We start from the raw sequence: 25,698 nt of genomic DNA, 5'->3' as shown, positions 1-25,698 counted from the left end.
ACGGGCCCGACTCATTCCTGGGCGTCGGGGCCCATCGTGGGGGTGGGGAAGTGGGCGTAGGTGGCGCGATTACCGCCCTCGGCCTTCGACTGATTCATCGCCGTGTGGGCCAGGGTCACCAGGGCGTCGACGATCTGCGGAGTGGGCAGTTCGGTCAGCGGACGCAGCTGGCTGCACGCGCTGCCGATGCTGGCGGTCAACCGCATGGGCGTGGTGGTCAGCGCCATGCGGATCCGGTTCACCAGGGGTGACGGATCGTTGGTCTTGAACACGTCGGCGATCAGGAACTCGCTGTCGGACACGTGGGCCAGCGGGACCTTGTGGCGTACGGTCTCGCGGATCGCCTGGGCGACCGCGACGCGGGCGTGCAACGTGCTGTGGCTGCCGTCCATGTCGCTGAGCAGCGCCATGTCATCGATGCCGACGGCCACGACCACCAGGTACTGGTCGTCGTGGCGGCTGTGGGAGCCGAGCATCGTGGCGGTGTGCATGTCGAAGGCCTCGCGGTTGAGCAGACCGGTCAGCGGGTCGATCTCGCTCGGATGCTGGACGCGGTCGGGTTCGATCAGCTCGACCGCCATCCGGCACAGCGCCGAAGTGCTAAGGATCACCAGGAGCGCGACCAGCGTGCCGACGGCCCCGAGCCAGACGTCGGTGAGGCCCACCCGGACCCCGAGGAAGGCCACCACGGCGCCGGAGGCCACCCAGGTCAGGTGCAATACCCGGCGGCTGTGCAGGAATGCGGTGTAGGCGGTGATCAGGCTCAACGAACTGGAACCCATGAGGCCGACTACCGGATCCACCAGCAGGATGCAGGTCGCCGCGATGCAGGCCGTCCCGAGGGTCACGACGGCCCACGACTGGGTGCGGCTGGGCCACTGCCGCCGCCACCACCACTGCGCCAGGGTCAGGCCGCCGATGCCGACCGCCACCGCGACGTACTGGAGGCCGCCGCGTGGCCCCATCGGACTGACCAGCAACAGCAATGGCACCAGACTCAGTCCGACGATGGTGACCCCGACGAGGCGCTGCATACCGGCGCGCTTGCCCTGCGCTGCCAGCAAGGCAGTACGCGCGTAATAGTGATCGAATGGACTCAACCAGCACCCCGGAGTAATCGACTTCGCCTACACCCTACGTAATCATGATGGTCGGCGTTTCGCCGCCGGTTTGAGGCGCTGCCACGGACTTCGTCGATATTTGCTCACGTACCGCACCTGTTAGCGTGAACCGCAGGTGTGCCGGGAAGTCTGGTCGGCGTTCGATGCATGCTGACTTCAGGAGCCCGATGACCAATCGCCGTTCACCCACCAGCCGACGCCTGCTCGCGCGCGGGTCGTGGCCGGAGTGGCAGCGGGTCTCTGATCTGCTGCGCACCGAGACCGTCGGCGGGGCGTTGCTGCTGGCCGCCGCCGGCGCGGCGCTGGTCTGGGCGAACTCCCCGTGGTCGAGCGGCTATCACCGGCTCTCGGAATTTGTCATCGGCCCGCAGTCGCTGCACCTGAACCTGAGTCTGTCGGCCTGGGCCGCCGACGGGCTGCTGGCCGTCTTCTTCTTCGTCGTGGGCGTGGAGCTCAAGCGTGAATTCGTCGCGGGCGACCTGCGTGACCCGGCCCGTGCCGCGCTGCCGATCGCGGCGGCCGTCGGCGGCATGGTGGTGCCCGCGGCGATCTTCGTCGGGATCAACATGTTCTCGGGCCATCCGGAGAACCTCGGCGGGTGGGCGGTCCCCATCGCCACCGACATCGCTTTCGCGCTGGCGGTGCTGGCCGTGGTGTCCACCCACCTGCCCGCGGCGCTGCGGATCTTCCTGCTGACCCTGGCAGTGGTCGACGACCTGCTGGCCATCACGGTGATCGCCGTTTTCTTCACCGATGACGTGGCGCTCGGGCCGTTGGCCGCCGCGCTGATTCCCATTGCGCTGTATGCGTTTGCTGTGCAGCGGGGTGTGCGCCAGTGGTGGATCCTGATGCCGCCGGCGATCGTGGCCTGGGCGCTCGTCCATGCCAGTGGTGTGCACGCCACCGTGGCCGGGGTGGTGCTCGGGTTCACCGTTCCGGTCCTGGGCCGCCACGCGTCGGCCAAGCACTTCGAACACCTCGTACGCCCGCTGTCGGCAGGGTTTGCCGTGCCGGTGTTCGCGTTCTTCGCGGCGGGCGTGACGGTCGGTGGTTGGTCGGGTTTCGCCGGCGCCCTGTCACACCCGGTGACCATCGGGGTGATCGCCGGCCTGGTGCTCGGTAAACCCATCGGCGTGCTGGCCACCACGTATCTGCTGGCCCGCTTCACCCACGCGAGCCTGGACGAGGATCTCGCCTGGCGGGACGTGCTCGGTGTGGCGATGTTGGCCGGGATCGGGTTCACGGTCTCGCTGCTCATCGGTGAACTGGCCTTCGGGCACTCCACCGTGGCCGACGACGACGTGAAGATCGCTGTGGTCACCGGATCGGTGGTGGCAGGCCTGCTCGCGTCGGTCGTCCTGGTGTCGCGCAATGCCGCATATCGCCGTATTCACCAGCTGGAGACGGTCGACGCCGACAACGACGGTGTGCCCGATATCTATCAGCCTCGACAGGACTGACTTCGGGATGCGTGCGTACACTGGCTGGATGCTTGAACAGGTCCGCGGTCCCGCTGATCTGCAGCACCTGTCACAGTCCGAGTTGACTGATTTGGCACAGGAAATCCGTCAGTTCCTGATCCACAAGGTCGCTGCAACCGGCGGACATCTCGGCCCCAACCTGGGGGTCGTCGAACTCACCTTGGCGCTGCATCGCGTGTTCGATTCGCCACACGATCCGATCGTCTTCGACACCGGTCATCAGGCCTACGTGCACAAGATGCTGACCGGCCGCGCACAGGATTTCGACAGCCTGCGGTGCAAGGACGGTCTGTCCGGGTACCCGTCGCGCAGCGAGAGCGAGCACGACTGGGTGGAGTCCAGCCACGCCAGCACGGCGCTGTCGTACGCCGACGGTCTGGCCAAGGCCTTCGAGCTGACCGGGCACCGAAATCGCCACGTGGTGGCGGTGGTCGGTGACGGCGCTCTGACCGGTGGCATGTGCTGGGAGGCGCTGAACAACATCGCCACGGGTGGCCGGCCGGTGGTCATCGTCGTCAACGACAACGGCCGCAGCTACGCGCCCACCATCGGCGGCTTCGCCGACCATCTCGCGGGCCTGCGGTTGCAGCCGGGCTACGAGCGGATCCTGGAGGAGGGCCGCAAGGCGGTCCGTGGGCTGCCCGTCGTCGGCGAGTTCTGCTACCAGTGCATGCACAGCATCAAGGCCGGCATCAAAGATGCGATCGCCCCGCAGGTGATGTTCACCGATCTGGGCATCAAGTACGTCGGCCCGATCGACGGTCACGACGAGCATGCCGTGGAGAACGCGCTGCGCCATGCCCGCGGCTTCAAGGCCCCGGTGATCGTGCACGTGGTGACCCGCAAGGGGATGGGCTACGCGCATGCCGAGAACGACGAGGCCGATCAGATGCACGCCTGTGGCGTCATCGATCCCGAGACGGGGCTGCCGACGAAGGCTTCCGCTCCCGGTTGGACGTCGGTGTTCTCCGACGAGCTGGTCAAGGTCGGCGCCAAACGGCGCGATGTCGTGGCGATCACCGCGGCCATGCCGGGGCCCACGGGTTTGAGTGCGTTCCGGGACCGGTTCCCGGACAGGTTCTTTGACGTGGGTATCGCCGAGCAGCACGCCATGACCTCGGCGGCCGGCCTGGCCATGGGTGGCCTGCATCCGGTCGTGGCCCTCTACTCCACGTTCCTCAACCGCGCGTTCGACCAGCTGATGATGGATGTGGCACTGCACAAGCTGCCGGTCACCATGGTGCTGGACCGGGCCGGTGTCACCGGGCCCGACGGGGCCAGCCACAACGGGGTATGGGACCTGTCGGTGCTGGGCATCATCCCGGGCATCCGGGTCGCGGCCCCTCGTGACGGTGCCTCCCTGCGGGAGGAATTCGGGGAGGCGCTCGCGGTCAACGACGGCCCGACGGCGCTGCGGTTCCCCAAGGGTGATGTGGGCGAAGACATTCCGGCGCTTGAGCGGCGCGGCGGCATCGACGTTCTTGCTGTTCCGGCCGAAGGGCTGACCGACGACGTGCTGCTGGTCGCGGTGGGATCGTTCGCGTCGATGGCGTTGGCCGTCGCCGAGCGGCTGCGCAACCAGGGCATCGGTGTCACCGTGGTCGATCCGCGCTGGGTGCTACCGGTTCCGGACGTCGTCGGTGAGTTGGCCCGTCGGCACAAGCTGGTGGTCACGGTCGAGGACAACGGCGTGCACGGCGGCATCGGTTCCTCGGTGTCGGCGGCACTGCGCCACGCCGAGATCGACGTGCCATGCCGGGATCTCGGTGTCCCGCAGGTGTTCCAGGAGCATGCCTCGCGTGGGGAGGTGCTCGCTGCCGTCGGTCTGACCGATCAGCACATCGCCCGCCAGATCACGGGGTGGATCGCCGCGATCGGCGCGCGGGTGGGCGAGCAGGAAGTCAGCCACCAGGTCGACTAGGAATCGTCCGGTTTGTCGCGCATGTGGTCAGCGCCGCGGCGCTGCAGTCGCAGCACGAAGATGGCGATCGCCAGGACGAGCACCAGGCCGCCGAGCACGCCGACCTGAACGATCGCTCGGGCGAACTCCGGCCCTTTGTCGAGCAGCTTGGCCGCGTCCACCGACACCACGACGATTTCCTTGATGCAGGCCAGGATGCCGACGATCAGGAACGGCTCGGCAACCAGCTCACGCGATCGCAGTGAGGTCCGCACCGCGTAGAGCAGTTCCACGAAGATGAAGACCAGTAACAGTCCGTCGAGCAATTCCAGCATGACGGGGGTGGTCGGACTGCCGCCCAGTCGCAGCAAGGTGTTGACCTGCGCGACGATCAGCACGACGGACCCGACGAGCAGTAGTGCCGCGATCGACCAGTAGACCCCGTCCTCGGCGATCCTCAGGGCACGGTCGGCGAAACGCTCTCGTTCCTGTTCGTCTTCGGCTTCCTGCTGCTGCGCCACCGCACTGACGATATGCCAGTCCCCGCGCCACCACGGGCGAATCAGGTCGCGATCGCCGGTCGCGGAGCAGGCGTCACCCCTCCTCAACTACGTTGCAGAGATGGACGGCGAACTGCAGAACTGGAAGGACGCCGGGCAGTCCTTCGACTACCTGGGCTTCGACATCTTCTACCGGGTCGAGGGTAGGGGGCCGAATCTTCTTCTCATCCACGGCTATCCGTTCAACTCCTGGGACTGGTCACTGATCTGGCCCACGTTGACCGAGCGGTTCACCGTCATCGCGCCGGACATGATCGGGATGGGGTTCTCCGACAAGCCCGTGGCTTACGGCTACACGGTGCCCGACCACGCCGACATGCACGAGGCGCTGCTGGATCACCTCGGCGTCGGCAGTGCCCACATCCTGGCCCACGACCTGGGCGATTCGGTGGGCCAGGAACTGCTGGCCCGCCACCGGTTCGGTGACCGGTCCTACGGCGCACTGAACATCGAATCGATCACCTGGCTCAACGGCGGACTGTTCAACGAGGCCTACACGCCGCGGCTGCTGCAGAAGGCGATGTCACGAACCCCGTTGGGCGACATCATGAGTCCGCTGCAGGGCAGCCGGTTCTCACGTCGGCTGGTGGAGCCCACCATCCGGGAAATGTTCGGGGTGAATACCAAACCGTCGCAGGAGCTGATGGAGAAGTTCCACCAGATCCTTGAGTTCAACGACGGGAAGCGGGTCGTCCACAAGGTCGGTCGGTTCGTCAACGACCGCTATACCCACCGCAACCGGTGGGTGCGGGCCATGCGGGAGACCGAGGTGTCGATGCGGCTGATCGACGGGCCGTCGGACCCGAACTCCGGGCGGCACATGGCGAAGCGCTACCTCGAGGTCATCCCTGACCCCGACGTGGTGATGCTTGCCGATGACATCGCGCACTGGCCGCAGATCGAGGATCCGCAGGCCGTGCTGACCCATTTCCTGGCACACATCGACCGGGTGGGCGGATGAAGTGTCGGTGGTTCAGTCGGTACTGAGCGCGGCGGCCAGCACCGGCACCGTCAGTTCCCGCTGCCACGGCCGGACGTTGGCCTCGACGAGGAATTCCTCCACTGCCGTGGCCACATCGGCGACAGGACGCCAGTCCCAGCACAGCCGGCGCACCACTTCTGGGGTGATGAGGTTCTCGGCGGGTACCGAGACCCGTTGCGACAGTTCGGCCAGACCGGCCTTGGCGGCTTCGAGGCGGGCCGCGGCTTCCGGTTTGCGTCTGGCCCACCGCGCCGCGGGCGGCGGGCCGCTCTGAGCCTCGTTGGCCTCGGGCGGATCGGTGTTGTCCCTGGCCCGGGCCAGCGCGTCCAGCCAGACCTTCGCGCTCTTGCGCTGTTTGGTGCCGCCGAAGACCGGCAGGGCGATCAGTTCCTCGACCGTCTTGGGGTCGGTCGTGGCGGCATTGATGATCGCCGCGTCGGGCAGGATCCGTCCGGGTGCGATGTCGCGTCCGCGGGCGATGGTGTCGCGGGTGGTCCACAACTCGCGTACCGCCGCCAGTGCCTGCGGGTTGCGCACCTTGTGGATACCAGAGGTGCGCCGCCACCGGTCACGCCGGGTAGGTTGGGCGACGTAGGTGCGCAGATACTCGAATTCCTGTGTCGCCCAGTCGGTCTTGCCCTGTTCTTCGAGGACCGCGGCGATTGCGTTGCGCAGCTCCAGCAGCACCTCGACGTCCAGGGCGGCGTAGTTGAGCCAATCCGCGGGCAGCGGGCGTTTGGACCAGTCGGCCGCGCCGTGGCCCTTCATCAACTGCAGGCCGAGCAGCCGCTGGACCATCGCCGCGAGGTTCACCCGCTCGAAGCCGGCCAGTCGGCCGGCCAGTTCGGTGTCATAGAGCTTGCCCGGGCGCAGGCCGATCTCGGACAGGCACGGCAGGTCCTGGTCGGCGGCGTGCAGGACCCATTCGTCCTGGGACAGGGCATCGGCCACCGGCGCCATCGCGTCGATGGGGGAGCCGCCGTGGTTGACCGGGTCGATCAGCGCGGTACCCGAACCCACGCGGCGGATCTGCACCAGATATGCGCGGTTGGAGTAGCGGAAGCCCGAGGCGCGTTCCGCGTCGATCGCGAACGGGCCGCTGCCCTTGGCCAGAGATGTTGCCGCAGAGGAGATTTCACTCGCGGTGACGCAGACATCGGGCACCCCTTCGGCAGGGGAGAGCAGCGGGGTCGATTCGGCCTCGTCGGGCTCGGCGGCGCCTGGGTCTGTTGAGACTTGAGGGTTTTCGTCGGTCATGTCAAGCGCGCGTGCGGGAATTCAGGTCGGTGACACCGGCCGGCGGCAACCCGGCGGCGTGCTCGAGAACTTCGCAGAATGCCTCGACATGCGGCCCCAACTCCAGATCGGTGGCGGTCCAGGAGGCCCGCAGCTCGAGCTGATGTGCCCGTGGCGGGCCGGAGATGTCGCCGTAGCGGACCGAGGTGGTGGCGGTGACGGTGCCGCCCAGCGCGGTGACGTGCTCGGCGCGGGTCTCCAGGGCGTCCACCAACCAGCTCCAGGCCACCTCGGGCAGGAGCGGGTCGACGGCCTCGCTGGAGTCCAGGTCGGCCTGGATGTAGGCGACCAGCCGCATGGTGCCGTCCCAGGCCTCGGCGCCTTCGGGGTCGTGCAGCAGGATCAACCGCCCGAACGCGTCGCCCTCGGAGCGCTCCGGGACGACCGTCGTCTCGGGATGTCGGACCTCGGCGCCCAGCGCATAGCTGTACGGCGCCAGCCGCTGGGGCGGTCGTATCGGACCCAGCTCGATTTCCGGCCGTACGGTGGTGGCGCTCATCGCCGCCACCGCCGTCCGGAACTGGGCCGGTTCGGCAGAGGTCACGGCTTTTGACGCTAGCTGATAAGGCAACGACGGTACGCAGGCGCGCCGGAGTGAGGCAGTCACGAACCGGCAACGGCCCGCGTCAGACGGGTCGTGGCACCATAGGAGCCGATGAGTACCCGCCGGGAGCTGCCCGAATCCCCCTACCTTGCCGCCGTCAGTGGCCGCACTCCGCACCGTGTGCCGGTGTGGTTCATGCGCCAGGCCGGCCGGTCATTGCCGGAATATCGTGCGTTGCGCGCCCAGCACCGCATGCTGGACGCCTGCTTCGACCCGGAACTGGTCTGCGAGATCACCCTGCAACCGGTGCGCAGGCACGGCGTGGACGCCGCGATCCTGTTCTCCGACATCGTGGTGCCGCTGAAAGCCGCCGGGATCGGCCTGGACATCGTGCCCGACGTGGGCCCGGTGATCGAACAGCCGATCCGGACGTCGGCCGATGTCGAGGCCATGAAACCGCTTGATGCGGCGCAGGTCTCGTCGGTCACCGAAGCGGTCTCGATGCTCGTGCGCGAGCTGGGCGAAGTGCCACTGATCGGGTTCGCGGGCGCCCCGTTCACGCTGGCCTCCTATCTGGTCGAGGGCGGTCCGAGCCGTCACCACGAGCGCACCAAGGCGATGATGCTGGGCGAGTCGGCCACCTGGCATGCCCTGATGGCCGCGCTGACCGATCTGACCATCGCGTTCCTGCAGGCCCAGGTCGACGCCGGGGTCGATGCGCTGCAGGTGTTCGACTCCTGGGCCGGGACGTTGTCGCTGGCCGACTACCGCGCCTACGTGCTGCCGCACACCACGCGGGTGTTCGCCGCCATGGCCGGGGCCGGCGTACCGATGACACATTTCGGGGTCGGCACGGCAGAACTGCTGGGAGCCATGTCCGAGGCGTTGGGTCCCGCGCCGGCCACCATGGTCGGGGTGGACTGGCGCACCTCTCTGGTGGACGCCGCGGCCCGGGTCGAGCCGGGCCGCGCCCTGCAGGGCAACCTGGATCCGGTGGTGTTGCTGGCCGGTTGGCCGGTAGCCGAGGAGGCGGTGCGCCGTGTGGTCGCCGACGGGCGGGCCGCAGTGGCCGCCGGGGCAGCCGGGCACGTCTTCAACCTGGGCCACGGTGTGCTGCCGGCGACCGATCCCGGCATCATCACCGAGGCGGTGACCCTGGTGCACTCCCTGTGAGTGCGTCCTACTGCGTTGTCGGCGGCGGTATTTCAGGGCTCGTCGCCGCCTACCGGTTGAGGCTGGCAGCCGGACCCCGGGCACAGATCACGCTGCTCGATCCGGCGGACCGGCTGGGTGGCGTGCTGCGCACCGAACGGGTCGGCGGGCAGCCGTTCGACGTCGGCGCCGAGGCGTTCATCGTGCGCAGGCCAGAGATGCTCGACCTGCTCGACGAGCTGGGTCTGGCCGGCCGCCGGCTCAGCCCCACCGGCACCCGCCCGCTGATCTACAGCGGCGCGCGGATGCATCAGCTGCCGCAAGGCACCGTGCAGGGCATTCCGGCGCAGGCGTCGTCGCTGCTCGGTCTCGTCGACGACCAGACCGTGGCCCGCATCCTCGACGAGCGCGCGCGGCCACTGAAGTGGACGCCGGGCGCCGATCCGTCGGTCGCCGACCTGGTCGGTGACCGGTTCGGTCCGCAGGTGGTGACGCGGTCGGTCGACCCCCTGCTCACCGGCGTGTACGCCGGATCGTCGACGACGATCGGGGTGCGTTCGGCGGTGCCATCGGTGGCCGCGGCGCTGGACCGCGGGGCCCGCAGCCTCACCGAGGCGGTGCGCGAGGCGCTGCCGCCGCCGTCGAACGCACCGGTGTTCGGCGCGGTCGACGGCGGCTACACCGTGTTGCTCGAGGAGCTGCGACGCCGGGCCGATGTGCGGTGGGCCCAGGTCACCGCGGTGCGGGTGGATCGGCACGGACGTGGCTGGTCGGTGCTCGACGACGAGGGGGCCAGCTGGTACGCCGACGGGGTGGTGCTGGCGGTGCCTGCGCCGCACCTGCCGTTGCTGATCGAGCACATCGCACCGCAGACGGCCGCCGCGGCCCGGCGCATCCGGGTGGCGTCGGCGGCGGTGGTGGCCCTGGCGCTGCCGGGTGGGACACCGTTGCCGCAGCAATCGGGCGTGCTCGTGACCGCGGGGGAGCGCCTCAACGCCAAGGCGATCACCATGTCCTCCCGCAAGTGGGGCCGGCGCGGGAATGTCGAAATGGTGCGGTTGTCCTTCGGCCGGTACGGCGACGATATGGCCGCCAACACCGGCGATGACGACCTGCTGGCCTGGTCGGCACGCGATCTGAACACGCTGTTCGGCGTCACCGTGGATCCGGTGGACAGCCACGTGCACCGCTGGATCGACGCGATGCCACAGTACGGTCCGGGCCACGGCGAACTGGTCGCCGAACTGCGCGCCGGGCTGCCACCGACCCTGGCGGTGGCCGGTGCTTACCTCGACGGGATCGGGGTGCCCGCATGTGTGGGCACCGCCACCCGGGCGGCCGCGGAACTGGTGCGCGGCGGCGTGGCACGATAGGCGCATGGCCAAGCTCGACTACGACGAACTGAACTCCACCCTCCGCTACCTGATGTTCTCGGTGTTCGCGGTGAGCCCCGGGGAACTGGGTGAAGAACGCACCCAGGTGACCGACGAGGCGGCGGCGTTCTTCAAGACCCAGGAAGAGCGCGGAGTCGTCGTGCGCGGCCTGTATGACGTGGCCGGCCTCCGGGCCGACGCCGACTTCATGGTCTGGACCCACGCCGAGACCATCGAGGCGCTGCAGGCGACCTATTCGGACTTCCGCCGCACCACCGCACTGGGCCGCATCAGCGACCCGGTGTGGAGCAGCGTGGCGCTGCACCGGCCGGCCGAGTTCAACAAGAGCCACGTCCCGGCGTTCATCGCCGGCGAGGATCCGGGCGACTACATCTGCGTGTACCCCTTCGTGCGGTCCTACGAGTGGTATCTGCTTCCCGAAGAGGAGCGGCGCCGCATGCTGTCCGAGCACGGCATGGCCGCCCGCGGCTACAAGGATGTGCGGGCCAACACGGTGCCGGCGTTCGCCCTGGGCGACTACGAGTGGATCCTCGCCTTCGAGGCTCCACAACTCGATCGCATCGTCGACCTGATGCGCGATCTGCGGGCCACCGACGCCCGTCGCCACACCCGCGAGGAGACGCCGTTCTTCACCGGCCCGCGGGTCAGCGTCGAGGATCTCGTCGCCAAGCTGCCCTAGCATTCTCTTCGTTTTGTCACGCTGGAGTGGCTGTCGAGCCCGACAGCACTCCAGCGTGACAACGGGGGTTGGGTTCGGTGCCCGTTGTCACGCCAGAGTGACCCTGGCCGTCGAGCGCCACTCCAGCGTGACAGTGTGCGCGTGACAGTGGGTATGACTGGTGGCAGGTGGATTGACCTGGGCCTTCAGCCAGCGGGTCTACCCTCGCGGACATGACTGCTCCGCAAGAATCCGATCGCTTCGAAGAGATGTACCGCGACGAGCGGACGGCGCACGGACTGCCCGCCGCGACCCCGTGGGACATCGGCGGGCCGCAACCGGTCGTGCAGCAGCTCGTCGCGCTGGGCGCCGTCAAGGGTGAGGTGCTCGATCCCGGCACCGGGCCCGGTCACCATGCCATCCACTACGCGTCAAAAGGCTTGTCGGCCACGGGTATCGACGCCTCACCGGCCGCGATCGAACGGGCGAGACAGAACGCGCAGAAGGCCGGCGTGACGGTGGACTTCCGGGTGGCCGATGCGACCAAGCTCGAGGGGCTGGAAGGGAAGTTCGACACCGTCGTCGACACCGCCTTCTATCACGTCTTCACCGATGAGCCCGAGCTGCAGAACTCGTACGTGCGGGCCTTGCACCGGGCCACGAAACCCGGTGCGCGGCTGTACATGTACGAGTTCGGCGACCACACCGTCAACGGCTTCAAGATGCCGCGTTCGATGACGGCCGACGATTTCCGCGGGGTGCTTCCCGACGCCGGCTGGGAGATCACCTATCTCGGCACGACCACCTACCAGGGCAACGTCAGCGTCGAGGTCTTCGAGACGATGGCGGCCCGCAACCCTGACATGGCCGATCAGATGACCCCGCTGCTGGAACGGTTGCGGGTCATCGAGCCGTGGTTGGTCGACGGCCGGGTGCACATGCCGTTCTGGGAGGTACACGCCACCCGGGTCGATTGAAGGCCCGGCCTTACTCCGTCTTGGGCACCAGCTTCAGTGAGATGGAGTTGATGCAGTACCGCTGATCAGTGGGGGTGGGGTAGCCCTCGCCCTCGAAAACGTGGCCCAGGTGGCTGTGGCAGTTGGCGCACAGGACCTCGACCCGGCGCATGCCCAGTGAGGTGTCCTCCCGCAGGATCACCGCGGCCGAATCGGCCGGGTCGAAGAATGACGGCCAGCCGCAGTGGGATTCGAACTTCTCGGTGCTGCGGAACAACTCGGCGCCGCAGGCCCGGCACTCGTATACCCCTTCGGTCTTGGTGTCGGTGTACTCACCGACGAACGGGCGCTCGGTGCCCGCCCGGCGCAGCACGGCGAACTCCTCGGAGCTGAGCTTGGCGCGCCACTCGTCGTCGGTCAGTTGCACCTTGGGGCCCTCGGTCGTCATATTCCCAAGTTACGTTCTGTCCGGTGGTCGGCGCCACCGATCTCGCCCACGGCGATCGGGCAGATCGTCTGCTATGCCCACACCAGTTCTCGGCTGGCCTGGCTCGGCGCCATCCCGAACATCTCGTGACAGACCCGGTTGGCGTGTGCGCTGTCGGTGAACCCGGCGGCATGGGCGGCGTCGGTGAGCGATGCCCCGTCGCGCAAGGCTTCCACGGCGCAGCGTAGGCGCGCCCAGCGCACATACGTCGGAAACGACTGTCCCACCTGCTCGTTGAACAGTCGACCGAGCCGGCTCGGTGACAGTGCGACCCGTTGTGCGACGTCGGTGAGCCGGACCGGGTCCGGAAGCAGGCGCGGGATCAACTCGACCGCGGCGAGCACGCTCGCGTGCCAGCTGTCTGCCGTCGGCCGGGCGTACCCGGTGGGCGGAGCGGCCATCAGCTCGTCGAGCAGCTGCTCCGGTGGCAACGGACTTGTCCAGCAGGGAAGTTCGCGACCGGTTGACACCCATTCGGCCACATCGTCACTGTCGGGGGAGGTACGACTGAAGGCGCTCGGATCGAGGAAGACGAGCACCCCCGATGTGGGCGTGAGGATCCGGATCGAATGCTCCCGCCCCGGCGGGATGACCGCAGCGGAGGTCACCTCCCGGCGTCCGTGGCCGTCGGCCAGCTCGAACGGGTCTGTCCAGGACCGCACCACCTGGGCGGCCGCGTGGCGATGTCGGCGCGCATCGGACAACTTGCCGGTGTAGCACAGGGCGCCCGCAACGACCGCCAGTGCACCTGACCAGGCGGCGCGGTCTTCGCTCATCACCTCAATCTCTCATACGACCGATCGGTACAAGCGATGGCGGCGACAACCGGTCAGGGTGGAGTATCAGCACATCGACGAGGGGAGCCCCCATGCCGGCAATGTCACGGATCGAGCGCGCATTCTGCAAGACAGCGCTGTGGCGCGGAGGAACCGGGCAGGCGGTGCTCGGCAGCATCCCGGTGGATCGGCTGGGTCATGATGTGCTCGAAATTGGTTCGGGCAGTGGCGATATCGCGGCCCGGCTACACGAATCGAACCCAGAGCTGGCAATCACCGCCACCGACTTCGACCCGGCCATGGTGCGTACCGCGGCCCGTCGGCTGGGGGCATTCGGGAACGTGACCGTGCGCGGGGCCGATGCCACCGACCTGCCGTTCGGCGACGACTCGTTCGATTCGGTGCTCAGCTGCCTGATGCTGCACCACATCGTGGACTGGGAGAAAGCGATCGCCGAGATCGCCCGGGTGCTGCGACCCGGCGGGGTGTTCACCGGCTATGACCTGACCCGCACCCCGATGGCGACCGCGGTCCACCGGCTCGACCGGTCACCGTTCCGCCTGGTCAATCCCGACGAACTCGACGAGGTGTGTGCGCGGCACGGCCTGGCGATGCAGACCCGTACCCGATTGGCGGGTCAGGTCATGCAGTTCACCTCAGACTGATTCGGCTTCCTTGGGGCGGCTCAGCCAGGGCGGGTCGATGCCGTCGTCGAGTCGCCCGTCCTGCTTGGCGTCCAGGTAGCGGAAGTACAGCACACAGAACACCACGATCAGCATCAGTGACCAGCCGTAGGTGATCTTCATGTACTCCAGGAACCGGCCGGTGGTCGGCCAACGCCACAACAGCCAGCGGTCCATGGTCATGAATCCGTAGACGGCCAGCCACGCCGGCCAGTTGCGGATCACCGAGTTCGGCAGCACCACCGTCATCAGGAACGGGAACAGCATCATCGAGTAGTAGCCCTGGGCCAGTCCGAGCACGAGCCATGAGCTGATCAGCAGGACACCCGAAGAGGTCAGCATCCAGAACAGCTGATCGCGTTCGCGGTAGTAGCGGTACAGCAACCAGAGGCTGACCACTGCCAGCACCACGGCCGCCACGCGCAGCGCGATGATCAACCACATCGGCAGCCCGTAGTAGATGCCGTTGCCCAGGATCGAGGAGTTGAAGTAGTCGCGGGTCTCAAGGATGTAGGGCGCGGTGTTGCGTACGAAGCCCATCGGGTCGGCCGACAGCGGCCAGGCCACGGCATTGAACACCAGGGGCACACCGATGGCCGTGATCAGGGCGCGCCACTGCCGGTTCAGCAGCGGCAGCAGCAGGAGCACCACCAGCAGCGGTTTGACCACCAAGGTCAGACCGATCGCCGCGCCGGCGATCAGGACGTTGCGGGTGCCGCCCTTGAGCAGGAACCAGAAGAACAGCACCTCACCGAGCAGCACGCAGCCGTTGATGTTGGTGAAAACCAGTGTGTTGGTGACCGATTCGGTGCAGAACATGGCCAACAGCAGGGCCGGTAGCGCCACCGAGGTCAGGGAGAACTTGAACAGCCGTACCAGAAAGCAGGCCGCGATGATCACGGCCACGGCGTTGAACGCGACAAACCAGAAGCGCGACGCGAACTCCGGCAGGAACCCGAACGGAGCCAGCAGCAGTGTGCCGCCCGGCGGGTACAGGTAGTGCGGGTCGACGAAGTTGAAATGCTCGTTGTAGATGGCCCAGTGCCGGCGGAAATTCGAGACCGCGCGGTACACCGGCCCGAAGTCGTCGGTGATGTAACCGTTGGTCGCCAGCACGTAGCTGCGATGGATGATCGACAGGATCGCGAGCGGCCACAACACCGAGCGCAGCACCGTGGCGGTGCTCGGCGGGGAGGTGCGGGGACGGAATGCGCTCACGAAACCGGAGATGATGGAATCTGCTGCCGCCACCAGCGAACCTTATACCGACGCCGATCGGGCCCCGCGTCAGGCGGGACAGTACGTGTCGGTCTCGGGCAGTTTGCCGCTGTCGAGGTAGCCCGTCATCGGGGGCAGCGCGCACGGCGTGTAGATGCTCGCGCCGTGGCCGATGCCCTGCCACATCACCCGTCGGTTGTTGGCGCCGGCGTTGATGATCGTCGCGGCGACGGCGGCGACGCCCTCGCTGCCGACGATCGGGTCGTTGCGCACGCCGAGCAGCAGCACCGGAATCTTGAGGTCCTGCGGGTCTTTCGGTGCCGTGCCGCTGGGCCAGTTGAGGCATTTGACGAGATTCAGCGCTCCGACGGCGCCGAACTGCGGGTAGAGCTTGCCCCAGGCGACCACCAGTTCGCGGACGCGGTCCGGGGTGGGCCGGTTGAGCGCATCGCTGCAGGAGTTGACGAACTGGCCGTCGGTTTGGCGCAGGTTGTCCGCCTGGGTGATGAGGCCCGAGATCGGGCCGGCGTCACCGGCGCGAGCCGCGGCCAGGGCGTTCGCCAGGTTGTTGGTGGCGGCCACGCGGTCGCCCTGCGGGAAGCCCAGGCCTGTGGTGATCGCGTCGGCCAGGGTGGCCACCGAGGCTCCGCCGGGGCCGCGACCGGCCCGGGCGTCGGCCAGCAGGGCGTCGACGGCGGCCTTCGGATCCGGCGCCAGCGGGCAGTTGGTGGCCACACACTGCGCGGCGAAGGCGTCCAGTGCGGCCTGCTGTCCCTTGACGCGCTGCTCGGCCGCGGCCTCGGCGCCGACGGCCAGCGGCAGCGGGGAGTCCAGGATGAGCCGGGCCACCTTGTTGGGGTGTGACCCGGCGTAGGCGAGTGCCACCTGGGCGCCGTTGCCGACGCCCATCAGTGCCAGGGCGGGCACATCCCAGCTGCTGCGCAGCCGTTCCAGATCTTCGGCGGCGTGGGAGTTGTCGTAGGCCGAGTCGCCCGGGGCGATGGTGTCGGTGCAACTGGTCGTGGCGGTCATGGTGACCGCCCCCAGGTTGGCCACCGGATCATTGCCGGCCTGAAACTGCGTCTGGTCCAGCATCTCCTGACGGTCGTAGACGTCGCGGCAGTCCAGTGCGCCGGACATCCCGATGCCGCGCCGGTCCACTGCGACGATGGGGTGAGATTTGAGAACGTCGGTTCCCGAGTGTGCCAGCCATGTCGGCAGCTGCACCGAGGAGGGGATGTCCGTTCCGGTGGTCATCACCAGCGGGCCGGCATCCGGCGGGGTCTGCGTGGATCGGGCCCGGACCACGCCGATGCTGAGCGTGCCGGTGGCCCCGTTGATCGAGTCCAGGTCGGCGTCGTAGGTCGCGCAGTCCAGCGTGATGTCGGGCAGCGGCTGGATGCCGGCACCGTTGAACACGCGCGGCGTGCAGTCCCGCCAGGACAGGTCGTTCTTGGGTGCATCGATGCCGGGTGGGCCGGGTGGGGCCGCCGAGGTGGTTTCGGGCTGTCCCTGCGGGTGGGCGCCGGAGTTGGTGGCATAGCGCGGATCTGCGGCCAACAGGGGTGAGCAAGCGGTGAGCAGGAGTGACAGGACGGGCGCGGCGACCGCCGACCTCCGCAGGGCTTTCACCAGCTGATGACGCATGCTGACCACAGTAGCGACACGTACGGAGCAGATGCTCCTCGCGCAAGCGCTCGTCGGAACTAGCCGCGGACGTAGCGGGTGTACAGGTAGCCCTCGTCGTCGGTGAGCAGGTGAGCGGGCCGCATCCGGGTGTGCGCATGGCCCGGACCTGTGGCGATGCGTCGAGCCACCCCGCCGACCAGGATCGGTGCCACGGTCAGGCACAACTCGTCGAGCAGATCGTTTTCGATAAGCAGGCTCAGCAGCGACGGGCCGCCCTCGGTGAGCACCCGGAAGAGCTTGCGTTCGGCGAGGATTCGCAGCGCAACGGCCGGTTCGACGCGGGCCGGGTCCGCGCCGGAGGCATCGAGCACCTCGGCGACCCCGCCCAGCCGCCGACGCGCATCGGCGACGGTCTGGGTGGCGGTGAGGATCAACGGTGGGACCTCGGTGCGCTTGAAGAATTTGGCTTCGTGGTCGAGCGCGGCCGACGCGGTGACGACGGCGATCGGCGGCACCTCGGCCTGCCCGCGCCGCTGGCGTTCCTGCCGTTGGGCGGCCGACAGCTGTACGCCGGAGTAGTTCTCGATCCGCACCGTCGCCGCGCCCATCAGGATGACGTCGGCGCAGTGGCGCATGAGATTGAACACAGCCCGGTCACCCGGACCGCCCAGCCCGCCGGACTTGCCGTCCTCGGTGGCACCGCCGTCCAGACTGCTGATCATGTTGCCCCGGACCCAACATCGCTGCAGGTCATCGGGGTAGGCGTAGTACTGAGCCAGCTGACCGTCGGCGATCTTGTCGACGTTTCCCAGCACGGTCAGGTCTGTCCCGGCGATGTCATCGGACATGAACTGAATTGGAGCACGTCGTTACGCTGCCTGAATGCACGGGTCCAGCGGCGTCGCTCATCTCGCCGATCGTCATCCCACCGTCACTCCGGAGCGGTTGGTCGCACAGTTGATTCCGCCGCCGACGTTCGCCGACGTCAGCTACGACAGCTACCGGCCGGACCCGGCCGAACCGTCCCAGGCCGCCGCGGTCGAATCCTGCCGCAGATTCTGCGAGCAGGCTGCGATTCGGCGGGCGGGCAAGAAGAAGCTGTTCGGCAAGCGGGAGGTGCTGCCCGGGGTCGGTCTGTACCTGGACGGCGGGTTCGGCGTCGGCAAGACCCACCTGTTGGCCTCGACGTATTACACGCTCTCACAGGGGGAGGCCCCCACGGCGTTCGCCACGTTCGGCGAGCTGACGCAGCTGGCCGGTGTGTTCGGCTACAACGAGTGCATCGACCTGCTCTCCGAGTATTCGGTGGTGTGCATCGACGAGTTCGAACTCGATGACCCGGGCAATACGACACTGATCTCGCGGTTGCTCTCGGCGTTGGTGGAGCGCGGCGTCTCGATCGCGGCCACCTCGAACACGCTGCCCGAGCAGTTGGGCGAGGGCCGGTTCGCCGCCCAGGACTTCCTGCGCGAGATCAACACGCTGGCCCAGATATTCACGACCGTCCGGATCGAGGGGCCCGACTACCGGCATCGTGATCTGCCGCCGGCGCCCGAGCCGTTGTCCGATGACGAGGTGGCGCAACGGGCCGAGGGCATCGTCGGGGCGACCCTCGACGACTTCGACGTGCTGTGTGCGCACCTGGCGACCATGCATCCGTCGCGCTATCACGCGCTGATCGAGGATGTCACCGAGGTGTTCATCACCGGTGTGCACCCGATCGAGGACCAGAGCGTGGCACTGCGACTGGTCGCGCTGACCGACCGGCTCTACGACGCGGGTATTCCGGTGCTGGCGTCGGGGACCAAGCTGGACACCATTTTCAGCCCCGAGATGGTCGCCGGAGGTTTCCGGAAGAAGTACCTGCGGGCCACCTCGCGCCTGCTGGCGTTGACGGCTGCCGCGCAGCGAACGCCCTAGACGGGCCGGACCATCACGTAGTCGTTCTCCACACCCGTCCCGAGCCGGAACGTCTTGGTGCCGCTGACGGTGAAACCGTTCTTGGCGTAGAAGCGCTGGGCGCGCTGGTTTTCCTGGTTGACCCCCAGCCACACGCAGCCGACTCCGGATTCGGTCGCGGTCCGCAGCGTCTCGGTCATCAGTGCCTGCGCGGCACCGCCGCCGTGGCGGTCGGGCAGCACATAGATCTTGGACAGTTCGAGCGCGGGTCGATGCGTCACTGCCCGCTGCACGTCGACGTCGTCGGGAACACCGTGAATCAGCATGGCGTAGCCCGTGATCGAGCCGTCACGCGCCACCAGAACGATCCGGTCCGGATCGGTGAGGTACTCGCCGAAGCGGGCCTCGGAGAGGTACTCGGCGATGAAGGCGGCGACGTTGTCGGGAGTCACCGACGGGGGACAGGCCAGCGGAAAGGTGGCGGCCGCCACCGCGGCGAGTTCGGGAAGGTCCGCCGCCGTGGCACGGGCGATCATCAAGGCAGGGGCGCGCCTGGCTGCCACAGGTTCCACTGCGCCAGATGCTTGCCCGTCTTGGTATCGGTCAACACCACGTTGGTGACCAGTGCGCGGTAGACGTCCCAGTAGACGTCGCCGTTGACGGTGGCTCCCGGGGGCGCGTTGCGCAGCGCTGCCTCGAGCCGGTTGGGCGCATCGGTGTGTTTGGGTACATAGGCGTCGGCGTAGGGGGTGACGCCGTTGAACGTGAACGCCAGCGCCATCGCGTAGGGATTGGGTGCAGCGATGGTGGTCACGGTGACCGGGGCCCGCCACGGGCTGCCCTGGGCGCGCCAGCGCGGCGAGCCGTTCCAGCCCCAGCCGGGAGGTACGTCGCTGGCGAGCACGTCGTGCACGGTGACGTCGGCGACGATGCCGTTGTCGGTCTCCACCCGCAGTGTCTGGCCGACGTTGCCGATCGGGGCGCTTTCGGCCGAGGCCGTCGGCGGAACCACCAGGGCGGCGACGGCGGCGACCACAGCCGTGAACAGGAGCGCAAACCAGCGAGGCATGCCAGGCATGATCGCACAAATTGAAACGTGTTACAGCCGGATGGGTCAGGACACCCAGGGGCCGACGCCGCCGACCTTGTCGATCCGGATGCGGGTGAGCCAACCGGGCGGCGCGTCCTTGGGGGGAAACGGAACATCGGGGGCGGCCAGGGTCTGCGCCAGCTCTTTGAGGAGCTCTGGTGCTCCGCCCTCGACGATGCGGGCCGTGCCGGTGATCGCCAGGTAGGGGCGCATCGCTTCGCCCACCCGCCCGGGATCGATGATCGTCAGGGCCACGCGAGGGTCGCGTCGGACATTGCGCACCTTCTTGTGCTCGGCCAGGTGCGCGGTCACCAGCTCGTCGCCGTCCGGCGTGGACTGCAGCGCCACCCAGACCAGGGTGACCTGTGGGCTCCCGTCCGGATTCAAGGTGACCAGCGTGGCATCGGCACCCGCGCCGATGAGTTCGCGTGCGGCGTCGTTGAGTAACACGTCAGGTTCTACGGTTGCGCGGGCGCTTTCATTCCCGGTTTCACTGTCCGGCGCTGTCCTGGCCTTTCGCGATGAACGGCGCCAGGGCCGCGGCGAGTTCGGTCTCGAACCGTTCGGGGTCGGCGCCGAGTCGGTGCAGGGGCCCCTCCTCACCTTCGGCCTCGGCGAGGGCGAGCAGGATGTGTTCGGTCCCGATGTAGTTGTGGCCGAGCCGAAGTGCCTGGCGGAAGGTCAGTTCCAGCGCCTTCTTGGCCGCGGCGCTGAACGGGATCAGTGCCGGGACCGTCCCGGCGGGCGGCGGCAGGGTGATGGTCGCGCGAGCCGTATCGGCGGTGATTCCTTGACTGACAAGGAGTTTGGCGGCCAGGCCGTCGGGTTCGGCGAACAGTGCCAGCAGCAGGTGATCGGGGGTGATCTCGGTGTTGCCGGCTTCGTGTGCGGTGTTCTGGGAGACCACGACGACGTTGCGGGCCCTCGGGGTGAACCGGCCGAATCCGGCGTTGGGGTCCAGGGCGGCCGGGTCGAAATCGGGGACTTTCGGTACGAAGCGTTTCTGGGCGGCCTGCTTGGTGACGCCCATGGCCTTGCCGATGTCGGTCCAGGACGCGCCGGAGCGCCGGGCCTGGTCGACGAAATGCCCGATGAGGTGGTCGGCGATCTCGCCGAGGGCATCGGCGGCGATCACGGCATCGATCAACTGCTCGAGTGGTTCGGTATGAGCCTTCTTGATCGCACCGATGAGGTCGTCGAGGCGGACGGGGTTGGAGATGGTGACGGGTTTGCTCATGCGTCAACTGTAGGTTGACGATAGGGCATCGTCAACCATGAGTTGACGATGATTGGTGTGGGCGGTCCGGTGCTCGCGGCGCCGGTCCGCACGGATCGGGCAAGATAGCGCCGGTGAATCTCGAAGATCGCGTCCTGACGCTGCTGCGCCCCGTGCTGCGGCCGGTGATGCGCGTGTTGTCGTTGCGCACGATCGTCATCGTGGGTGCGCTGTCGGTGGTGGTCACCGTCATCACGCTCGGTACCTGGGTGTGGATCGGCGTGACCAACGACCAGTACAGCCAGCTGGATCGGAGACTCGATTCATTGAGCAGCCTCGGCGATGTCAGCACGCTGCTCACCGCCACGAAGCAGGGATCGGCGGACAAGGCCATGCCCGACGACGGCGGTCTCGTCCGCACCGCCCACATCGGTGGCGTCAGCGTCTCGGTGCCCAGCGACATCGTCCTGCCGCGGCTGGAAAACGGTTACACGAACACGACGATCGACGGGGTCGAGTACCGCGTGCGCACCTTCACGGCCGGCCCCGCGACCATCGCCCTCGGTGCGCCACTGGCCGAGACGCAGCGCCGGATCGACGAACTGCACCTGCGTGTCCTGCTGATCTGCGGTGGCGTCATCGGCAGCACCATCGTGGTGGGCTGGATGATCTCGTTGGTGATGATCACGCCGTTCCGGCTGCTGGCGCAGCAGGCCCGCGCCATCAACGCCCAGTCCAAGCCCGACGAGGTACAGGTCCGCGGTGTGCGTGAGGCCGTGCAGATCGCCGAGGCGGTCGAGGGCATGCTGGCGCGCATCGGCAACGAACAGGAGCGCACCAAGGCCGCGCTCGAATCGGCCCGTGATTTCGCCGCGGTCGCCTCCCATGAACTTCGGACTCCGCTCACCGCGATGCGCACCAACCTGGAAGTGCTGTCGACACTGGACATGACCGACGAGCAGCGCAAGGAGGTGATCGGGGACGTCATGCGTACGCAGAGCCGCATCGAGGGCACCCTGACCGCCCTGGAGCGACTGGCGCAGGGGGAGCTGACCACGGTCGAGGACTTCGTGCCGATGGATGTCACCGAATTGCTCGACCGCGCGGCGCACGATGCGTTGCGCACGTATCCGGGCCTGCGGGCCACACTGATGCCCTCGCCGACGGTATTGATGCTGGGCATGCCTGCGGGCCTGCGTCTGGTGATCGACAATGCCATCGCCAACGCCGTCAAGCACGGTGGCGCCACCGAAATCAGGCTGAGCGCCGTCAGTTCGGCCGACGACGTGCAGATCGTGGTCGACGACAACGGTTCCGGGGTGCCCGAGGTCGAGCGGGCCGAGGTGTTCGAGCGGTTCGCCCGCGGATCCACGGCGTCGCGGTCGGGATCCGGTCTGGGTCTGGCGCTGGTCGCCCAGCAAGCCGAATTGCACGGTGGCACAGCTGCTTTGACGGAGAGCCCGCTGGGGGGCGCGCGGTTGCTGTTGCAGCTGCCGTTGACCCGGCGGGTGGAGGATGCGCCCTTCTGAATCAGGGGTGCGCGGCAGCGACGTAATCGGCACCGCCGACATACACGGTGTAACCTGAGGTAGCCGGTTCGAGAGCGGCGTCGACGATCGCCCCGGCGAACTCCTCGATGGTGGGCAGGGCGCCGTGAATCTGCCTGGCCGAAACGGCATCAGGGTCGCGGCGGGCCAGCAACCGCACGATGATCGTGCCCTCGATCATGTCGCCGGACACCACGACGAACGACACTCCGGCTTCATCGAAACGGGACTGCATCGCGCGCAGCGCGTCCTCGCCGGCGCGCTTACTCGCGGCGATGGGCTGGTAATCGTCGGGAACCGGCTGCTGCCCGTGGAAGTGGGCCTGATGGCTGGTGACGAACACGATGCGGCCGCCCGGGCTGAGCAGCGGCAGCGCCAGTTCGGACAGGCGTACCTGGGCATCGCGGTTGATCCGCATCGCGTAGCCGGCGTCGGCGCCACGCTCCAGTCCGCCGGAAGCGTTGAGTACCAACATGTCCAGGCGGCCGAACGTGTCCCTGATGTGGTTGATCAGGTTGGCGGTTGCGTCGGGATCGCAGACGTCCGCGCCCGCAACGGACCCGTGACCGCCTGCCGCCGTGATGGCATCCACAATCGCGTTGGCCCGCTTGATCTTCTCGCGGTAGTTGACGATCACGTGCACGCCGGCCGCGCCGAGCTGGTGGGCCACTTCGGCGCCGATCCCACGTGCTGCGCCGGTGACGAGCGCGACTTTCATGACAGGCCTCCGTGCTTCTGATTTAGAACCAATATGATGGTTCTAAATGAGAAGCGCAAGTGGGCCCGAGTTTGTCCGTCGTGGTGAAGACCCGGCGAATGCGCCGATGCTGGCAGTCATGGAGCTGCTGGGTCAGCGCTGGGTGTTGAGGGTGATCTGGGAGCTCGAACCGGGGTCGTTGGGATTCCTCGAACTGCGCCGACACATGGGCAATTGCTCGTCGAGCATGTTGTCGGAGCGGCTGCAACAACTCTTGGCGGCCGGACTGGTCGTCAAGAACGAAACCGGGGCATGGGAACTGACGGTCGCCGGTGCCGGGTTGGGGGCGGCGCTGTCGGGATTGTGGGACTGGTCGGAATCTTGGAAGGCGGGGGAGGCTCAGCAGTCCTGAGCCGGGGACCTCTCCAGCAGTTCGTCGAGGAAGCCCGCGGCCTCCTGCCCGGCACGTTCCACATCGCCGGCTGCGATCGCGTCGACCAGATCGTCGTGCGGGAACATCCCGCCGGGACCCGCGCTCGTCGTCGCGACGCTGGCGGTGATCGCCTCAAGGAGCCCGCGGTAGATCTCGACGAGTACCGGATTGTGCGACGCCCGCACCACGGCCAGGTGGAATTCGGTGTCGGAGTGGGTGAATTGCGCGTGGTCGGTGGTGTCCGTGTGTGCCAGGTGGGCGCGTAGTTCGACAAGGTCCTGTTCGGTGCGCGCGACGGCGGCCAGGCGGGCCCCTTCAACCTCAAGGCAGCGCCGGACCTGCAGCACGTCGCGTAGCTCGGATCCGCACAGCCGGCGCAGGGCCGCGGATACCTCACTGGTGGCGCGCACATAGGTGCCGTCGCCCTGCCGGACTTCGAAGATGCCGTTGTGCGCCAGGGCTCGGACCGCCTCGCGCACGGTGTTGCGTCCCACGCCGAGAGCTTCGACCAGTTCGGGCTCGGTGGGGATGCGGCTGTCGACCGGCCATTCGCCCGAGGTGACCAGCGTGCGCAGTTGCTCGATCACCTGGTCGACGAGGCCTGTGCGTCGCGTTGTGGCGAGCGGCACTTCAAAGTCCTTTCATCCAATCATGGGATGTATGGCATCATAACCGGGTGAGTAGGTCTCTGCGCAAGGAAACGCTGAACGGTTACGAGCATGATCTGGAGCTCGAGCTCGACGGTGCCGTAGAGGTCCGCCCGGCTCAGATGGCGGCGGGCGGTGCCCTGCTGATCGTGGCGGTGATCCTGACCGCGCTGAACCTGCGCCCGGCGATCACCAGCATCGGGCCGGTTCTCGGGGAGATGCGCGAGACCCTCGGCGCGTCCGCCGTGTGGGCCGGCGTGCTGACCACTCTGCCCGGGCTGTGCTTCGCTGCGGCGGGTCTGACCGCGCCGTGGCTGGCCCGCCGGATCGGCCTGGGCCGGGCGATCTCGGTCGCCCTGATGATTCTGAGCGTCGGTCTGGTGGCCCGGGTGCTGGACGGACCGTACGTGGTGATCGGCGGAACACTGGTCGCCACTGGGGGCATCGCGCTGGTCAACGTGCTCATCCCGGTCGTGATCAAGGGCTCGTTCCCTGCCCAGATCGGACTGATGACCGGCGTCTACACCGCGGCCCTGCAGGGCGGCGGGGCGCTGGGCTCTGCGGTCACCCCACCGCTGGAGCCCCTGCTCGGCGGGTGGCGGGGCGCGTTGGGTGCCTGGGCCCTGGTGGCCATTCTCGCGCTGCTGTTCTGGTTGGTGGGCGCGCGGGGAATCAGCACGGCCCGTACCGAAGCGGCCTCGTCGGGGACTGCCGGTCGCTCGCTGCTGCGCAGTCCGTTGGCCTGGACGATCACGTTGTTCTTCGGCTGCCAGTCGTTCCTGGCCTACATCGTCATGGGCTGGCTGCCCGAGGTGTTCATCGACAGCGGGGTCAGCAAGACCGACGCCGGCCTGCTGCTCGGGTTGGTGTCCATCCTGGCCGTCCCGATCAGCCTGATCGTTCCGCCGCTGGCGGCCAAGCAGAAGAACCAGAGTGGCTGGATCGTGGGGCTCGGCGTGGTCGGCATGATCGGCATGATCGGCCTGCTCGTCGATCCCGGTGCGGCGCCGCTGCTGTGGAGCTTCTTCGTGGGCATCGGGATGAGCGTGTTCTCGTTGGCGCTCACGGTGATTGCTCTGCGTGCGCGTAACGCCGAGGACACCGCGCGACTCTCCGGCATGGCGCAGGGTTTCGGCTATCTTCTGGCCGGCGTGGGTCCGTTCTCGTTCGGGCTGCTTCATGACATGACCGCCGGCTGGACGGCGCCGTTTGCCATGGTGATGGTCATCTACCTGGTGCAGATGGTGGCGGGCGCGCTGGCCGGCCGGAACCGATATGTCTGAGTCACAAGCCTGGCTTGTGGCGCCACAAGATCGTGGCACCTACCGCTGA

General features: G+C 67.8%; 27 protein-coding genes. 12 read left to right on the top strand and 15 right to left on the bottom strand.

The genetic code is table 11. The annotated features are described in order from the left end of the window. Nucleotides 1-11 precede the first annotated feature (11 nt). Nucleotides 12-1,100: a GGDEF domain-containing protein gene (locus tag AC4ELH_RS10580; RefSeq protein ID WP_064879187.1), complete on the bottom strand. Its 1,089-nt coding sequence runs from the start codon at nucleotides 1,098-1,100 to the stop codon at nucleotides 12-14. Between the two features lie 188 nt (nucleotides 1,101-1,288). Here AC4ELH_RS10580 and nhaA point away from each other — a divergent pair, with 188 nt between their 5' ends. After that, entirely contained in the window at nucleotides 1,289-2,581 is a 1,293-nt protein-coding gene (nhaA, locus tag AC4ELH_RS10575; RefSeq protein ID WP_448448521.1) for a Na+/H+ antiporter NhaA, read from the top strand. A gap of 28 nt (nucleotides 2,582-2,609) precedes the next feature. Next, nucleotides 2,610-4,523 carry a 1-deoxy-D-xylulose-5-phosphate synthase gene (gene dxs, locus AC4ELH_RS10570; protein WP_064960274.1) on the top strand — a complete coding sequence of 638 codons (1,914 nt, stop codon included), beginning with the start codon at nucleotides 2,610-2,612 and terminating at the stop codon, nucleotides 4,521-4,523. On the opposite strand, the gene AC4ELH_RS10565 is transcribed toward dxs, so the two are convergent. Beyond that, a complete protein-coding gene (locus tag AC4ELH_RS10565; RefSeq protein WP_064960239.1) occupies nucleotides 4,520-5,023 on the bottom strand; it encodes a phosphate-starvation-inducible PsiE family protein in 504 nt (167 codons plus the stop codon). The two genes, dxs and AC4ELH_RS10565, sit on opposite strands and share 4 nt — an antisense overlap. Before the next feature lie 100 nt (nucleotides 5,024-5,123). Between AC4ELH_RS10565 and AC4ELH_RS10560 the strand changes: the two genes are divergently transcribed. Beyond that, nucleotides 5,124-6,023 carry an alpha/beta fold hydrolase gene (locus AC4ELH_RS10560; RefSeq protein WP_448448520.1) on the top strand — a complete coding sequence of 300 codons (900 nt, stop codon included), beginning with the start codon at nucleotides 5,124-5,126 and terminating at the stop codon, nucleotides 6,021-6,023. Nucleotides 6,024-6,035: 12 nt separating this feature from the next. On the opposite strand, the gene AC4ELH_RS10555 is transcribed toward AC4ELH_RS10560, so the two are convergent. Both AC4ELH_RS10555 and AC4ELH_RS10550 read right to left on the bottom strand, forming a co-directional pair. Further along, a complete protein-coding gene (locus tag AC4ELH_RS10555; RefSeq protein ID WP_448448519.1) occupies nucleotides 6,036-7,301 on the bottom strand; it encodes an HRDC domain-containing protein in 1,266 nt (421 codons plus the stop codon). 1 nt (nucleotide 7,302) lies between these two features. Beyond that, complete coding sequence (locus AC4ELH_RS10550) at nucleotides 7,303-7,911, bottom strand: DUF3000 domain-containing protein (RefSeq protein WP_448448518.1); 609 nt, start codon at nucleotides 7,909-7,911, stop codon at nucleotides 7,303-7,305. Nucleotides 7,912-7,995: 84 nt separating this feature from the next. On the opposite strand from AC4ELH_RS10550, the gene hemE reads away from it, so the two are divergent. The 4 genes from hemE to AC4ELH_RS10530 all read left to right on the top strand — a co-directional run bounded on the left by hemE (nucleotide 7,996) and on the right by AC4ELH_RS10530 (nucleotide 12,065). Then, nucleotides 7,996-9,057, top strand: a complete 1,062-nt coding sequence (gene hemE / locus AC4ELH_RS10545) for a uroporphyrinogen decarboxylase (RefSeq protein WP_064879196.1) — start codon at nucleotides 7,996-7,998, stop codon at nucleotides 9,055-9,057. After that, nucleotides 9,054-10,409, top strand: a complete 1,356-nt coding sequence (locus tag AC4ELH_RS10540; RefSeq protein ID WP_448448517.1) for a protoporphyrinogen oxidase — start codon at nucleotides 9,054-9,056, stop codon at nucleotides 10,407-10,409. Before hemE ends, AC4ELH_RS10540 begins: the two co-directional genes overlap by 4 nt. A gap of 4 nt (nucleotides 10,410-10,413) precedes the next feature. Further along, nucleotides 10,414-11,109 carry a hydrogen peroxide-dependent heme synthase gene (gene hemQ / locus AC4ELH_RS10535; RefSeq protein ID WP_055113328.1) on the top strand — a complete coding sequence of 232 codons (696 nt, stop codon included), beginning with the start codon at nucleotides 10,414-10,416 and terminating at the stop codon, nucleotides 11,107-11,109. A 212-nt stretch (nucleotides 11,110-11,321) separates the two neighbouring features. Next, nucleotides 11,322-12,065, top strand: coding sequence for a class I SAM-dependent methyltransferase (locus AC4ELH_RS10530; RefSeq protein WP_448449165.1), 744 nt, complete (start codon nucleotides 11,322-11,324; stop codon nucleotides 12,063-12,065). A 10-nt stretch (nucleotides 12,066-12,075) separates the two neighbouring features. On the opposite strand, the gene msrB is transcribed toward AC4ELH_RS10530, so the two are convergent. After that, nucleotides 12,076-12,492 carry a peptide-methionine (R)-S-oxide reductase MsrB gene (msrB, locus tag AC4ELH_RS10525; protein WP_448449166.1) on the bottom strand — a complete coding sequence of 139 codons (417 nt, stop codon included), beginning with the start codon at nucleotides 12,490-12,492 and terminating at the stop codon, nucleotides 12,076-12,078. Nucleotides 12,493-12,563: 71 nt separating this feature from the next. Next, nucleotides 12,564-13,307 carry a helix-turn-helix transcriptional regulator gene (locus tag AC4ELH_RS10520; protein ID WP_448449167.1) on the bottom strand — a complete coding sequence of 248 codons (744 nt, stop codon included), beginning with the start codon at nucleotides 13,305-13,307 and terminating at the stop codon, nucleotides 12,564-12,566. Nucleotides 13,308-13,399: 92 nt separating this feature from the next. On the opposite strand from AC4ELH_RS10520, the gene AC4ELH_RS10515 reads away from it, so the two are divergent. Then, on the top strand, nucleotides 13,400-13,972 hold the full coding sequence (locus tag AC4ELH_RS10515) for a class I SAM-dependent methyltransferase (RefSeq protein ID WP_448449168.1): 573 nt from the start codon (nucleotides 13,400-13,402) through the stop codon (nucleotides 13,970-13,972). Here the strand turns inward: AC4ELH_RS10515 and aftC are convergent. From aftC to AC4ELH_RS10500, 3 genes are read right to left on the bottom strand one after another with little or no spacing between them, the layout of a single operon-like run. Then, the gene (aftC, locus tag AC4ELH_RS10510; protein ID WP_064879206.1) at nucleotides 13,964-15,241 is read right to left on the bottom strand and encodes an arabinofuranan 3-O-arabinosyltransferase; all 1,278 of its coding nucleotides are present in this window, start codon (nucleotides 15,239-15,241) and stop codon (nucleotides 13,964-13,966) included. The genes AC4ELH_RS10515 and aftC overlap by 9 nt on opposite strands. Nucleotides 15,242-15,277: 36 nt before the next feature. Then, nucleotides 15,278-16,855, bottom strand: a complete 1,578-nt coding sequence (locus AC4ELH_RS10505; protein ID WP_498884405.1) for an alpha/beta hydrolase — start codon at nucleotides 16,853-16,855, stop codon at nucleotides 15,278-15,280. 59 nt (nucleotides 16,856-16,914) lie between these two features. Next, nucleotides 16,915-17,685: a pyrimidine reductase family protein gene (locus AC4ELH_RS10500; RefSeq protein ID WP_064879208.1), complete on the bottom strand. Its 771-nt coding sequence runs from the start codon at nucleotides 17,683-17,685 to the stop codon at nucleotides 16,915-16,917. Nucleotides 17,686-17,719: 34 nt separating this feature from the next. Between AC4ELH_RS10500 and zapE the strand changes: the two genes are divergently transcribed. Next, entirely contained in the window at nucleotides 17,720-18,757 is a 1,038-nt protein-coding gene (gene zapE, locus AC4ELH_RS10495; protein WP_498884403.1) for a cell division protein ZapE, read from the top strand. Here zapE and AC4ELH_RS10490 read toward each other — a convergent pair. From AC4ELH_RS10490 to AC4ELH_RS10475, 4 genes are read right to left on the bottom strand one after another with little or no spacing between them, the layout of a single operon-like run. Then, the gene (locus tag AC4ELH_RS10490) at nucleotides 18,754-19,272 is read right to left on the bottom strand and encodes a GNAT family N-acetyltransferase (protein ID WP_498884402.1); all 519 of its coding nucleotides are present in this window, start codon (nucleotides 19,270-19,272) and stop codon (nucleotides 18,754-18,756) included. The genes zapE and AC4ELH_RS10490 overlap by 4 nt on opposite strands. After that, nucleotides 19,272-19,805: a hypothetical protein gene (locus AC4ELH_RS10485; RefSeq protein ID WP_498884400.1), complete on the bottom strand. Its 534-nt coding sequence runs from the start codon at nucleotides 19,803-19,805 to the stop codon at nucleotides 19,272-19,274. Before AC4ELH_RS10485 ends, AC4ELH_RS10490 begins: the two co-directional genes overlap by 1 nt. Before the next feature lie 45 nt (nucleotides 19,806-19,850). Next, nucleotides 19,851-20,276, bottom strand: a complete 426-nt coding sequence (locus AC4ELH_RS10480; RefSeq protein WP_064879217.1) for a PPOX class F420-dependent oxidoreductase — start codon at nucleotides 20,274-20,276, stop codon at nucleotides 19,851-19,853. 40 nt (nucleotides 20,277-20,316) lie between these two features. Beyond that, on the bottom strand, nucleotides 20,317-21,063 hold the full coding sequence (locus AC4ELH_RS10475; RefSeq protein ID WP_448449173.1) for a Clp protease N-terminal domain-containing protein: 747 nt from the start codon (nucleotides 21,061-21,063) through the stop codon (nucleotides 20,317-20,319). A 167-nt stretch (nucleotides 21,064-21,230) separates the two neighbouring features. Between AC4ELH_RS10475 and AC4ELH_RS10470 the strand changes: the two genes are divergently transcribed. Beyond that, nucleotides 21,231-22,571, top strand: coding sequence for a sensor histidine kinase (locus AC4ELH_RS10470; protein ID WP_064879281.1), 1,341 nt, complete (start codon nucleotides 21,231-21,233; stop codon nucleotides 22,569-22,571). Between the two features lies 1 nt (nucleotide 22,572). Here AC4ELH_RS10470 and AC4ELH_RS10465 read toward each other — a convergent pair whose 3' ends face one another. After that, a complete protein-coding gene (locus tag AC4ELH_RS10465; RefSeq protein WP_498884398.1) occupies nucleotides 22,573-23,307 on the bottom strand; it encodes an SDR family oxidoreductase in 735 nt (244 codons plus the stop codon). 46 nt (nucleotides 23,308-23,353) lie between these two features. Here AC4ELH_RS10465 and AC4ELH_RS10460 point away from each other — a divergent pair, with 46 nt between their 5' ends. After that, on the top strand, nucleotides 23,354-23,698 hold the full coding sequence (locus AC4ELH_RS10460; protein ID WP_064879223.1) for a winged helix-turn-helix transcriptional regulator: 345 nt from the start codon (nucleotides 23,354-23,356) through the stop codon (nucleotides 23,696-23,698). On the opposite strand, the gene AC4ELH_RS10455 is transcribed toward AC4ELH_RS10460, so the two are convergent. Further along, the gene (locus AC4ELH_RS10455) at nucleotides 23,686-24,348 is read right to left on the bottom strand and encodes a FadR/GntR family transcriptional regulator (protein ID WP_463792145.1); all 663 of its coding nucleotides are present in this window, start codon (nucleotides 24,346-24,348) and stop codon (nucleotides 23,686-23,688) included. The two genes, AC4ELH_RS10460 and AC4ELH_RS10455, sit on opposite strands and share 13 nt — an antisense overlap. A 140-nt stretch (nucleotides 24,349-24,488) precedes the next feature. Between AC4ELH_RS10455 and AC4ELH_RS10450 the strand changes: the two genes are divergently transcribed. Next, nucleotides 24,489-25,649 (top strand): CynX/NimT family MFS transporter, encoded by a 1,161-nt coding sequence (locus AC4ELH_RS10450; RefSeq protein WP_064879283.1) that lies wholly within the window; start codon nucleotides 24,489-24,491, stop codon nucleotides 25,647-25,649. Nucleotides 25,650-25,698 lie beyond the last annotated feature (49 nt).

The sequence above is a fragment of the Mycobacterium shunyiense genome (assembly GCF_058270075.1).
This window is presented reverse-complemented; position numbering and strand designations above follow the sequence as displayed.